Source organism: Frigoribacterium sp. PhB116, assembly GCF_004364285.1.
Lineage (GTDB): Bacteria > Actinomycetota > Actinomycetes > Actinomycetales > Microbacteriaceae > Frigoribacterium.
This window is the reverse complement of the sequence record NZ_SOBE01000001.1, coordinates 18,025-30,525: the sequence shown is the minus strand read 5'-3', so window position 1 is coordinate 30,525 and position 12,501 is coordinate 18,025. Positions and strand designations below refer to the sequence as shown.

Here is a 12,501-nt window from a genome sequence, read left to right as displayed (position 1 = left end):
CACGTGGGATCAGTCGCCGCATGAGCACGCTCAGCACCGCGCTCGCGTTGTCGCGCCTGCAGGCCGACAACGCGGCCTGGAGCCTCCTTCGCAGCGACCACGCCGCCGTCGCGATCGCCGTCCTCGAGGCCCACCTCGGGGGCGACCAGCGGCGGCTAGCCGCAGTCGACCTGTTCGAGCTGGTCGACTCGGACCTCGACGACCTGCGCGACCACGGCTTCGACCTCCCGCGCAGCGGCCAGGCGTACTGCGGCGACTGGCGTGCCGCCGGCATCCTCATCCGTCGGCCCACGGACGAGACGCGCACCGAGACGTTCGAGCTGTCGCCCGCGGCGTTCTCCGCCATCCGCTACATCCGGCAGCTGGTCGAGCCGCGCTCGACCGTGACGCAGTCTAGGCTCGCCACGATCGCCTCCGGACTCGCCGACCTCGCGCGCGACACCGATCCCGATGCGCCGAGCCGCCTCCGGTCGCTGCACGCCGAGCGTGCGCGGATCGACGCCGAGATCGCGAGCGTCACCCGAGGTGACGTCTCAGTGCTGCCGTCCCGCGACGCGCGCGAGCGTGCCAGGGAGATCGTGGAGCTCGCGCGGGAGCTCCCCGACGACTTCTCGCGCGTCCGCGCCGACCTCGAGTCGATGAACAGAGAGCTGCGGCTGCGAATCGTCGAGGACGACGACGTCCAGGCGCACGTGCTCGACGAGATCTTCCGCGGCGTCGACCTCCTGCAAGAGTCGGATGCCGGGCGCAGCTTCGCGGGGTTCTACTCGTTGGTGCTCGACCCAGAGGTCACCGACGCGTTCCAGGAGAGCATCGACGCCGTCCTGGGCCGGGCCTTCGCGACCGAGCTCAGCCAGGAAGAGCGCCGGTTCCTCCGCGGACTGCTCCGCACCCTGCAGGAGCGCAGCGGCGAAGTGCACGGCGTCATGTCCTCGTTCGCGCGGGGCCTCCGCCGCTTCGTGCAGAGCCAGGAGTACCAGCGTGACCGGGTCATCCGCCGGCTGCTCCGGGAGTCGATCGCCGCGGCCGGGCAGATCTCGCACGATCTCAAGCCGTACTCCGACATCGGCCTCGAGCTGACCCGGACGTCGGTCGCCCTCCGGTCGATCGGCGCCCTCGCCCTGCACGATCCGGCAGCGCTCGAGACGACGGAGGCGGTCGTCGAGCACCGCACGGGCGGTCCCGTCGTCGACCTGGCCACGTTGCGCCTGCTCGCGCGGGCGACCGAGATCGACCTCGGCGAGCTGCGGGCGGACGTCGACGAGACCGTCGACGCTCTGGGCCCCTCCGCTGTCGGCGCCGTGCTCGAGCGCCACCCGGCGACGCAGGGCGTGGCGAGCGTGGTCGGGCTCGTGCTCCTGGCCGAGCGCCACGGCACGCGGCGAACCGCACCCGACGGCGCAGCCGAGGTCGAGGTCGTCCAGTGGTCGACGGCTGATGCCGCCGACGGACGCCGCCTCCGTGCCGCCGTGCCCCTGATCACCTTCACCGAGAGGATCTCATGAGCTTCGAGACACCGGTCGAGCCGCAGGCCGACATCGACACCTCACCCCGGAACGACGCGCTGTGGGCCGACGACCTCGGCACCCTCCCCGACTCGTCCCGGCGTGCCTTGTTGCAGCTCATCCGCGGCCCGTACCTGTCGTTCCGCCGGCATGCGCAGCTCTGGGCCGCGCTGCTGCGGGACGAGACCGCGATCCGCACGCGTCTGAACGAGCTGTTCCTCGAGCTCGTCGTCGACCTCGCCGGCGAGGTGGCCTTCGTGCGGAACGTGCAGGTCGACGGTGAGGACGAGTTCCCCAAGACCGTGCGCAGCGCGCCCCTGACTTTCCTCGACACGGGGATGCTGCTGGTGTTGCGTCAGTTGCTGCTGAACAGCGACGGTTCAGAACGGGTGATCATCGGCCGAGAAGACGTCGACGACCAGCTCGAGCCCTACCGCGACGCTGCGGCGGCCGACCCCGCCGCCTTCACGAAGAGGCTGAACGCCTCGTGGAGCAACATGAAGAAGTTCGGTGTCATCGTCGACGCCGAGTCGGAGGAGCGGGTCGAGATCTCCCCCGTCCTCCGGCTGGTGTTCGGTCCCGACGAGATCACCACCGTCCGTGACGAGTACCGCCGCATCGCCGAGAGGGGCGGATCGTGACCAGCGCCACCACCACCTCCTCGTCGTCGTCGTCGTCATCGCTACCGACCCTGCTGCTCGACGTCGACGACCCGCATCCGGCACAGTGGCGGCTGGCTCGCCTCGATGTTGTCAACTGGGGCACCTTCACCGGTCTGCACAGCCTCGACATCGCGCGCAAGGGCCACCTGATCACGGGCCACTCCGGGTCGGGCAAGTCGTCGTTGCTCGATGCGATCTCCACCGTCATGACCCCGCCGAAGCTGCTCCGCTTCAACGCCGCGGCGCAGGAGGTGTCGGCCAGGTCCGAGGACAGGAGCGTGCTCAGCTACGTCCGAGGCGCGTGGAGCCGCCACACCGACGAGGAGACCGGCGACGGCGTCAGCCAGTTCCTCCGGGCGGGGGCGACGTGGAGCGGCGTGCTGCTCCGCTTCGAGGGAGGGCCCGGCCGACCCGCCGTCAACCTCCTCCGTCTGTTCCACGTCCGCCGCGGGAGCACCGCGAACGCCGACGTCAAGCAGTTGAACGTCATCGTCCGCGGCGACGTCGAGCTGCTCGACTTCGAGGACCACGCGCGCAACGGGATCGAGACCCGCAAGATCAAGGCGGCCTGGCCGGATGCCGCCGTCACCGACCAGCACTCCGTCTTCGCCGCGCGATTCGCGAAGCTGCTGGGCATCGGCGACGGACGCGACACCGAGAACGCGCTGCAGCTGCTGCACAAGACGCAGGCGGCCAAGAACCTCGGCAGCCTCGACAACCTGTTCCGCAGCTTCATGCTCGAGACGCCCCGCACGTTCACGCTCGCGGACACCGCCGTCGATCAGTTCGGCTCCCTCGCCGAGGCGCACCGTCTCGTCGTCGAGGCGCGTCGCCAGGCCGACCATCTCCGGCGGCTGAGCCTCCCGGCCGAGCAGTACACGACGGCGAAGGAGGCGGCGGGCGCGGCCGACGCACTGCTGACGGTCCTCGACGACTTCCGTGACCGACGCCTCCTCGAGATCGACCGCAGCGAGAGGGAGAGGGTACGGGTCGAGCAGGTCCGTGCCGCCGCTGCCCTGCAGGCCGCCGACGACGCCGCGCAGCGAGCCCGGAACGAGGCAGACTCGGCCCGCCTCCGTGTCCGTCAGGCAGGAGGCGCCGACCTCGACGCGCAGATCGAGCGCGTCGCGCACGCCCGAGCGTCCGCCGACCGCGTGGCCGACTTCCGGCGGGGGCAGTCGGCCCTGCTCGCCGGCGTCGGCGTCGAGATGCCGACGACCGCCGAGGAGTTCGAGCAGCTGCGGACCACGGCGCGGCGCGACACGGACGCCCTCCCGGCGGGGCAGTCGACTCTGCGTGACACGGAGGTGGCTCTGCACGACGACCGCGCGGCAGCCCGCGCGCGGCTCCGCGAGATCGACCTCGCGATCGACGGGGTCCGCGGGCGGAGCTCCAACATCGCCCACCCTCTCATCCGTGCGCGAACAGCGATCGCGTCGGCCATGGGGGTGCCAGAGGAGACGTTCCGCTTCGCCGGCGAGCTCCTCGACGTGGCCCCCCGGCACGCGGAGTGGACGGGCGCGATCGAGCGCGTCCTCCGCCCCCTGGCGCCCACCCTCCTCGTGCGGGACGAGTACATCGACGACTTCGTCGCGGTCGTCGACGGGCTGCACCTCGGCACGCGTCTCGTGTACGAGAGCATCCCCGCCGGGTCCGACCCGCCCCAGGCGGTGAGATCCCCTCGTTCTCTGGTCAACCGCGTCCACGTGGTGGCGGGTCTCGACGACTCTCTGACAGGATGGCTCGCCCGTCGCCTGGCCGAGCGGTTCGACTACGACTGCGTCGACGATGCCCGCGAGCTCCGCGCGACCGCGCGCGGCGTCACCCGCGCCGGCCAGGTCAAGCACGGTCCGCGGCGCTTCGAGAAGGACGACCGCCACGGGCTCGACGATCGCCGCGAGTGGATGCTGGGCTCCGACAACTCGGCCAAGCTCGACGCCCTCCTTGCCGACCGCCGAGCACAACAGGAGACCCTCGAGCACGCGAACGCCGCGCTCGAGCGGCTCACCGTCGAACGCCGGGCCGCCGAGCGGCGCATCGCCGCCCTGGCGGCGTTGGACGCGGTCCCGTGGTCGGCGCTCGACGTCGACGCCGCGCGCGCTGCGGCCGACGCCGAGGCGGCCCAGCTCGACCGGCTGACGGAGGGCAACGCCGACCTGGCCGCGGCCCAGCGCCTCGCCGACGAGGCCGCGGGACGAGAGGGCGACGCGTCGTCCCGCCTGCGCGCCACGGCCGCCGTCGTCGATCGGCTCGACGACGCGCTCGCCACGCTGGAGGCGCACATCGCGAGACTCGCTCCGCTCGAGCAGCAGTGGACGATCGGCGACTCCGAGGCCGACGCCCTCGAGGAGAAGTTCCGTGCCCGGTCGCGGTCGCGAGGGCGCGACCAGGTGTTCGAGAGCGCACTGGCCGTGCAGAAGCAGCTCACGACCGATCGTCGGGCTGCCGACGAGGACCTGCACCGCGCCTCCCGCGCCTTCGAGCACCTGGCCGTGGAGTTCCGTCGCCTCTGGCCCTCGCTGGTGGCGGACGTCACCGAGTCGGTCACCGACCGGGACGCCTACGCCGCGATCCACCAGCGGATCGTCTCGTCGGGGCTGCCGCGGTACGAGAGCCGGTTCTTCGACCTGCTCCGTCAGCAGAGCCAACAGCTGACGGGCGAGCTGCTCAACGAGATCAGGACCGCGCGGCAGGCGGTGGTCGCGCGGATCGACCCGGTCAACGCCTCGCTCCTGCGGTCGCCCTTCGACACCGATCGGTTCCTGCAGATCCAGGTGCGCGACCGCCGGTCCGACGAGGTCAAGGAGTTCATGTCCGACCTGCAGGCCATCTCGGCGGGGGCCTGGCAGGAGGACGACGCGCGCGGCGCCGAGAAGCGCTTCGCGTTGTTGCAGCGGGTGATGGAGCGCCTCGGGACCGATGCCGACCGTGCGTGGCGGCAACGGTGCCTCGACACCCGCGAGCACGTCACCTTCGTCGGCGTCGAACAGGACGCCGACGGGGCCGAGATGAACCGGCACGACTCCGGTGCGGCCCTCTCGGGTGGCCAGCGCCAGAAGCTCGTCATCTTCTGCCTCGCCGCCGCGCTGCGGTACCAGCTGACGGACGCTGACGAACTCGTCTCGCCGTACGGCACCATCGTGCTGGACGAGGCCTTCGACAAGGCGGACAGCGAGTTCACCCGGATGGCCATGGACGTGTTCGCCGAGTTCGGGTTCCACATGGTGCTCGCCACTCCCTTGAAGCTGCTGCAGACCCTCGAGCGCTACGTCGGCGGCCTCTCGCTCGTCTCGTGCGAGGACCACAAGGACTCGCGCGCGGCGACCCTCTCGTTCGACGAGGCGCCGTCGTGAGCGCCGCACGGTCGATGCTGGGGCCTGCCGACCTTCGTGCGGCCGCCGCGGCGAAGTACGCCCGTGAGGCCCGGACGTGGGCGGCGGACCCGACGAGTTCGCCGCGCCTCGATGTGCCGCTCCACCCACCCACGCAGGCGACGGCGCTGCGGGTGGGCCCCGATGCTCCCGCATGGGCCCGCTCCTGGCGGGATCCCGGCTTCGCCGCCGAGGTGCTCTGGGAGACACGGAACTGGGCGAGCGTGGGGACCCAGCAGGTCCCGGTCCGGTGTGTGATCGAGGGTACGGAAGCGATCGCCGCAGCGGCCGGGACCACCGGCGAGTGGCTGCTGCTGCGCCATCGTTCCGACGTCCTCCGCGAGCGCTGGGGCGGACGCGGAGTCGACGAGGCGTTGGCGTCCGCCATCCGCACCGAGACACCTCGCCTGCTCGACCTCGGACCTCTCGACTTCGACCTCCTGCTGGGGGTGCTCGACTGGGTGGCAGCGAACCCGACGTCCGGCCTCTACCTGCGACAGCTGCCGATCCACGGCATCCACACGAAGTGGATCGAGTCGCATCGCCGTCTGGTGTTCGCCTTCGTCGGGGCTGTGACGGGCGAGAGCACCCTGGGCCTCGCGTCGAGTCCGTCGCTGATCCGGCTGCGCGTGCTCGATGCGCGCCTCCGCCCTGCCGGCATCGGAGACCTCGCCGTCCCCGCGGCGACCCTCACCGCCTGGGCGCCCGCGCCCACGACCGTCTTCGTGTTCGAGAACCTCGAGACGGTCCTGGCCATGCCCGACCTGCCGGGTGCGGTCGTCGTGCACGGCAGCGGCTACGCCGTGGATCGTCTAGCAGCCGTGCCGTGGATCCAGTCGTCGCGGATCGTGTACTGGGGTGATCTCGACAGCCACGGCTTCGCGATCCTCGACACCATCCGACGCGGCTGCGACGACGTCCGCTCCGTCTTGATGGACGAGGCGACCCTCGACGCCCACGCCGACCTGATCGGGCACGAGGCGAGCCCGCACCGGGGTGTGCTCGCCCGGCTGACGCCCGGGGAATCGACGGCTCTGCACCGACTGCGCGACGGCGGCGATCTCCGGCTCGAGCAGGAGCGGATCGACTGGCGCTTCGCCGTCGACGCCCTGGTGTCGGCCTGACCCACGGCCGCACGGGTCTCGATGCCCGCTGTACCCCTCCGGCGTCCCCGAGCCGCGCCTCCTGCACCTCGTAGCGGACGATGCACCCCGAGCGAGAGCACCAAGGCGCAGGAGTCGCTGACGCAGACGCCCGTACCTCTTCCGGAACACCGCCGAGTGGACCATGCACTGCCCACTTCGGCGGTGTTCCGTTCACTCGACGGTGTGTTCGCCGCCGCTACGAACCGGGTTCCGCTCAAAGAACCGCGTTGCTTCGTGGTTCTGTGAACGGAACGTGGTTCGCCGCGACCCCGCGCGTGATCGACCCGCGCACCACGAGCCACATCGCGACCCCGGCGACCAGCACGAGCACCTCGCTCACCGTGAGCGACCAGACGATCCCCGCCAGCCCGAACACCGCGTTGCCGACGAGCACGATCGGGATGAACAGCACTCCCTGCCCCATCGACAGCACGATCGCCGGCACGGCGCGCCCCGTCGCCTGGAACAGCGACGTCAGCAGCCCGGTGAACCCGTTCGCGACCGCGGCGACGAGCTGCGCCGTGAGGATCGTCACGCCGATCGCCAGCACCGACGGGTCGGCCGAGAACGCCCCGAACACGGCCTCGCGGAACACGAACACCACCCCGGCGAACACCCCGATCACCAGCGCGACCGCCACGACGGAGGTGCGGAGCGCGGCCCGCAGACGAGCCCCGTCGCCCTTGCCGAACGAGTACGCGAGCAGCGGCAGCACGCCGAGGGTGATCCCCATCACGAGGAACTCCGGCACCTGGGCGATGCGCACCGCGACGCCCATGGCGGCGAGCGCCCCGTCGCCGTACGCCGCGGCCAGGCGGTTCAGCACGAGCGACGTCACGATCAGGAACGACGCCTGCAGCAGCTCGCTCGCCCCGACCGAGAACACCGGCCCGGTGACGCGACGCGCCAGCGTGACCCAGCGCGGAGCCAGGCTGACATGCTCGCCGTGCCGGCTCAGCCACACCGCGAAGTACGCGACGGCGACGGCGTTCGCGAGCCCCGTCCCGAGCGCGGCGCCGGCCACGCCCCAGTGCAGCACGAGGATGAACACGACGTCGAGCAGCACGTTGGCGACCGTCGAGACGATCAGGCCGATCATCGTCTGGCGGGCCGCTCCCCCGGCGCGGACGATCTGCTCAAGGCAGAACGCGCCCGCGAGCACCGGCACGAAGGCGAGCATGACGGCGACGTAGCTCGTCGTCTCGGCTCGGGCGGCCTCGTCGGCGCCGAGTACGGCGACGAGCTGGGGCAGCAGGAGGAGCCCCACGGCTCCCAGCACCGCCCCCGTCCCGACCGCGCCCCAGAGCGCGAACGCGGAGACGTGCTTGATCTCGCCCGCCTTCGACGGGTTCGTCTCCGAGGCGCCGAGCAGCCGCGAGATCAGCGCGCCGCCACCGACGCCGAACACGCCGCCAACGGCCATGACGAGGCCGAGCAGCGGGGTGCCGAAGGTGACGGCGGCGAGCATCGCGGTGTCGCGCTGCGAGCCGATGAACCCGGCGTTGACGACGTTGTAGAGCGCGCCGACGATCAGCGCGGCAGCCATCGGCACGCAGAGGTGCACGAGGGCCCGGAGGACGGGCGCGGCCGAGAGGTACCAACGGTCGGTGCCTCTCTCCGGTGCGGAGGGCCGGTCGATGACGGCGCTGTCGGCGGTGCCGACGGCGTTGGTGTCGGCGGTGCCGGTGGTGGTGGTGGTGGACGAGGGCTCGACGGAGTCCATGGCTGCTCCTCTCCGGGGCAGGCTGGAGCGCGCGCCGACGTACGCCGGCACGGCGAGGGGATGGAACGGACGGGAGGAGGCGCGGCGCCGCTCAGGGCGCCCCGCCGCCGGTTACCGGCGCGGCGGAGCCAGCTGCGCGGTGATCGTGGTGAGCAGGGCGAGCAGCTGGGCCTGCTCGTCGTCGTCGAGCGGCGCGAGGATGGCGTCGTCGACCTCGGCCATCGCCTCGGTGAAGCCCGAGACGAGCTCGGCCCCCGCGGCGGTGGCGTAGACGCGCTTACGGCGTTCGTCGCCGTCCTCGCTGCGTCTCTCGACGAGGAGGCGGCGCTCCAGGCCCTGGACGAGGCTCGACACGCTCGCCGGGCTCGTCCGCGTCATCTCGGCGATGTCGCGCTGGATGACCCCGGGGGTCTGGACGAGGTACCCGAGCACGAACGCCTGCTCGGGAGTGAGGTCGCGGCTGCGCACCCAGTCCTCGCCGCCCTTGCGCTGGGCCCAGGCGATCCAGCGCACGAGTCCGAGCGGGGTGGTCCGCATGCCCTCGGGTTCATCCATGTTCAGGACTCTAACTGTTAGCTATCTAACTGTCAACGCGCGACGCTCCGTCGGGCGAACCGACGGGCGAGTTCGTCGCACACGGGCCGTCACGACCGCCCGCAGCCCATGAACTCGCCTGGTCAGGAGCGGTGATCGTCGGCGGACGGCGACCCAGACGCTGCAGACGCTGCCGACGCCGCCGGTCGCGGGAACGCCGCCCGCATGTGGTCCGTCGTCAGCAGGTCGCCGATGCCGATCATCAGCAGCGAGAACACGATCTGCTCGACGACCATCCAGCCGGGGTAGAGCCCGGGGATCGTCGCGACGATCAGCGTCACGATCGGGAAGATCCGGCTGAAGAGCCTCAGCCGCGAGTACGCCCACCAATAGCCGAGCTGAGCCCGCCAGGCGAAGACGTAGAGCGACGCCGTGATGAAGAGCACGACGGTCGAGCGGAACCACACGGCCCACGGCACGTGCTCGCCCCGGCTCCACAGCACAGCAGCGATGAAGATCGCGGTCAGCCCGACGACGGTCTCGCCGAGCAGCAGCCACCGGATGCCCATGAACGCCCGGACGGTCCGCGGGTGCTCCCGCATGTCCTCATGGATGACGTGCTCGGCCTGACGCCCTCCGGCGATCCTGTCCAGCCGGAGGCGCCTCCACAGCCGGTCGGCGGAGTCGCTGAGGGCGCTGGTCGCGTCCACACCGTCCCTGGGCCCGACCACCCCGCCTCGCACCGTCCGCACCACCCCATCGTGCCGCATCCGGAGGGTCGGCCCGTCACTCCGCGAATATCTCCCAGGCGTAGCCGTCCCGCTCCTCGTCGTAGGCGAAGCACGTCGAGAACGAGGCCACCTGCAGGGACTCCTCGATCATCTCCACGTAGTAGTCGCCCAGGACAGGGCTCCGCAGGATGAGCCGCGGCTCCTGGGTGGAGCCCTCCGTCAGATCGACCTCGAAGTCGCCCGCGCGCGACCAGCGTGCCCGCAGCTCTGCCGTCAGCTCATCGAGATCCGGAGGCCTGCTCACCGGCACCGCTGTGTGGCTGCCCCAGCTCACCGCTCCGGGGGCGCAGTCGGAGATCGATCCCCCAGCTGAGTAGACCTCGCCCGCGACGAGGTCGAGGGGCACGAAGGCCGCGACCTCCTGCTCGATCCCCTTCACGACGGGCTTGATCTCGGCCAGGGTCTGCTGCGAGACCACCGGCGTGGCGCTCGTGCTGTTCGAGAGGCCTACCGTGCTGCACCCTCCCAGGCTCGTGACCGCGACGACGGCGAGTGTCGCCGCCCGTGCGGCCCGATCAGCCCTCATCGTGGGTCCACCTCTCGCAGTTCCTTGAGAACGTCCCGGATCACCTGGTCGTTCTGCCTCGAGTCCGTGGCGATCAACGCGTGGTTCGTCAGCAACGCGGCTGCTCTCAGCCACGCCGGCGAGTCCCATCCCATCGCGCGGTCCGCGTCGCTCTCGTACTCGTGCTGCTCGAACTCGGAGAGGTACTGCGGATTCCGGTGCCGGTAGACGATTCCGGTCGCCTGCACGACGCCGAGGGCGTCGTCGTACCGGAACGAGTCGTACTCGGTATCCGGGGAGCCCGACCACTCCGGCACGGCTCCGGCGCCCGCGAGCGAGACCACGTGGTCCCAGTGGGCTCCTGCCACTTCTGAGGCGACGATGTTGGATGTGCCCCAGCTGTGTCCGATGCCGATCGTCCGAGGAGGAGGCGAGCCGGGAGCGGAGCCCCCGGCGTCGAGCCCGGCGCGGAACGCGGCGAGTCGTTCCCCCGCCTCCCGAGCGAACGGTGAGGAGTTCGCCTGAGCGAGGGCTGCGACGAGGCCCTTCCCCTCGGCCGGGAACACCTGGTCGCCTCCGCCGGGGAACCGGCCGTCCTTGTAGACGAAGGCGACGCTGTCCATCCCGTCGTCCTGCATCAGCCGGCGGGTGAAGTCCTGCAGACCGGCCCCGGTCTTCCAGAAGTCCTTCATCTGCGCGGACGTGCCCGGCACGTACGTGTACACGCGCTCAGGCACACCCACGCCAGGCCACTCCCCGAGCATCTCCACGATCCGGTCTCTGGCCCGGTCGTACGTGTAGAGCTGCACCCTCGGCGGAACGGCCGCCGCATCGCGCAGGTACGCGTTCTCCCGTTCGAGCTCCGCGATCAGCTCCCGTGCCTGAGGATCATGCAGGGGGTGTCGCGCGATGTCGTCGATCACGTGCTGGTTCTCGGCGACCTGTCCCGCTGCCGTGACCGCATTCGCCTTGATGCGCACGAGCGGCGGTACGCCGTCCAGGTTGCCGATCAGCCACGGGACCGCGAGCACCAGCGCCTGCTGCGCCGCCGACAGGCCGTCTCCCTGGAGGGGACGCACCCGCGCGAGCGAGTCCCACCACTCGCGCACCGCCTCCGGCGACGCCTGCGCGATGAGCACGGCGAGGAGCGCGTTCTCGCCGAAGAGGAGCGCGAGCTCGACGACGGAGAGACCGTCCAGTCGGCGCAGCGCCTCCTCCGGCGTCGTCGACTCGCGGACCTCGACCGCGGCAGCCAGGAAGTCGCCCGCAGCCGCGGCGTACAGGCCCTCGATGCAGGCGCTGTCCGCCGCGTCGCGACGCTCGACCAGCTCGGCCCACCGCCGCCCGACCCCGGCCAGCTCGTCATGGTCGGCCTGCTCGCCGCGGCGGAGGGCCTGCCTCTCGACGTCGCGCAGATCGGATCCGGAGAGTGGCGACGCCGCCTCCTCCGCCTCGAGCACGAGGAGCGAGTCGGACGTGCGGCGCAGCGCCGTCGCGACCTCGACCCGGCGACGCTCGAGCAGTCGCTGCACCAAGGCGATGTCGCCGACCTCGAGCCCGTACGCCTCGAGCACCACGCCGTGTAGCTCGACGGCGTCCATCAGCGCCGCGAACTCCGCGACGAGCAGCTCGCCCGAGTCGCAGAAGGCCGAGCCTGCCTCGGCCCGCCACTCCGTCGCCGCCCAGCGCAGACAGGACTCCAGGCGGTGCCGGCCGAGCCCCAGGTCGTCGTGCTTCTCGCGCCGCACCCGGGCGAGGCGGGCGATCCCGGCAGGGTCGCCCTTGCCGGGGTCGACCTCGTCGACGCTCATCGGTCGACCTCGGACGAAGCCCCGGAGCCGGCGTCCGCCTGCGCCGCGAGCTGCGCGTCGACCTCTCGGACCCCGGCCGCGAAGGCCGTGGCCGTCGCGGTGAGCCGCTCGAGCAGCTCGAGCGTCAGGTCGACGCGTCGCGCGAGGTGCACCGTCACCTCGCCCAGCACCCCGGCCACGCCCCGGTTGCCCAGGGCCGCAGAGCAGTCGCCGGTCAGCACGTGCGAGAAAGACAGCCCGTCCCGGGCCGTCCGCGCTGTCGCGGTCATCCCTTCCAGCGCCTCGAGGTCCACGTCGATCGTCGCACTCATGCATCGCCTTCCGTCGGTGAGGTGGTCGCGCCGACGATATGTCAATTTCGTACGCGAGGCCATCACACTAGCAATGCGAACGCCCGGCCGTGGACGGATCCACAACCGGGCGTTCTGCCCACAGGGGGCGGGGAAGAGACGAG

General features: G+C 71.4%; 10 protein-coding genes. 4 read left to right on the top strand and 6 right to left on the bottom strand.

Annotation, left to right across the window (positions count from 1 at the left end; all coding sequences use genetic code 11):
* Nucleotides 1-20 precede the first annotated feature (20 nt).
* The 4 genes from EDF20_RS00130 to EDF20_RS00115 are packed head-to-tail and all read left to right on the top strand — an operon-like array spanning nt 21 to nt 6,662.
* Nucleotides 21-1,505, top strand: coding sequence for a DUF3375 domain-containing protein (locus EDF20_RS00130; RefSeq protein ID WP_133737347.1), 1,485 nt, complete (start codon nt 21-23; stop codon nt 1,503-1,505).
* Nucleotides 1,502-2,146 (top strand): DUF4194 domain-containing protein, encoded by a 645-nt coding sequence (locus EDF20_RS00125; RefSeq protein ID WP_133737346.1) that lies wholly within the window; start codon nt 1,502-1,504, stop codon nt 2,144-2,146. The genes EDF20_RS00130 and EDF20_RS00125 overlap by 4 nt, the downstream gene beginning before the upstream one ends.
* Complete coding sequence (locus tag EDF20_RS00120) at nt 2,143-5,520, top strand: SbcC/MukB-like Walker B domain-containing protein (RefSeq protein WP_133737345.1); 3,378 nt, start codon at nt 2,143-2,145, stop codon at nt 5,518-5,520. Before EDF20_RS00125 ends, EDF20_RS00120 begins: the two co-directional genes overlap by 4 nt.
* 14 nt (nt 5,521-5,534) lie before the next feature.
* Entirely contained in the window at nt 5,535-6,662 is a 1,128-nt protein-coding gene (locus EDF20_RS00115; RefSeq protein ID WP_243833389.1) for a Wadjet anti-phage system protein JetD domain-containing protein, read from the top strand.
* 235 nt (nt 6,663-6,897) lie between these two features.
* On the opposite strand, the gene EDF20_RS00110 is transcribed toward EDF20_RS00115, so the two are convergent.
* The 6 genes from EDF20_RS00110 to EDF20_RS00085 form a co-directional block, all read right to left on the bottom strand.
* A complete protein-coding gene (locus EDF20_RS00110) occupies nt 6,898-8,406 on the bottom strand; it encodes an MATE family efflux transporter (protein WP_133737343.1) in 1,509 nt (502 codons plus the stop codon).
* 111 nt (nt 8,407-8,517) lie between these two features.
* Complete coding sequence (locus tag EDF20_RS00105; RefSeq protein WP_133737342.1) at nt 8,518-8,961, bottom strand: MarR family transcriptional regulator; 444 nt, start codon at nt 8,959-8,961, stop codon at nt 8,518-8,520.
* A gap of 122 nt (nt 8,962-9,083) precedes the next feature.
* Nucleotides 9,084-9,650 (bottom strand): hypothetical protein, encoded by a 567-nt coding sequence (locus tag EDF20_RS00100; protein ID WP_133737341.1) that lies wholly within the window; start codon nt 9,648-9,650, stop codon nt 9,084-9,086.
* A 76-nt stretch (nt 9,651-9,726) separates the two neighbouring features.
* Entirely contained in the window at nt 9,727-10,257 is a 531-nt protein-coding gene (locus EDF20_RS00095; RefSeq protein ID WP_123545339.1) for a hypothetical protein, read from the bottom strand.
* Nucleotides 10,254-12,047 (bottom strand): hypothetical protein, encoded by a 1,794-nt coding sequence (locus EDF20_RS00090; protein ID WP_133737340.1) that lies wholly within the window; start codon nt 12,045-12,047, stop codon nt 10,254-10,256. The genes EDF20_RS00095 and EDF20_RS00090 overlap by 4 nt, the downstream gene beginning before the upstream one ends.
* Complete coding sequence (locus tag EDF20_RS00085) at nt 12,044-12,358, bottom strand: hypothetical protein (RefSeq protein ID WP_123545335.1); 315 nt, start codon at nt 12,356-12,358, stop codon at nt 12,044-12,046. The genes EDF20_RS00090 and EDF20_RS00085 overlap by 4 nt, the downstream gene beginning before the upstream one ends.
* Nucleotides 12,359-12,501 lie beyond the last annotated feature (143 nt).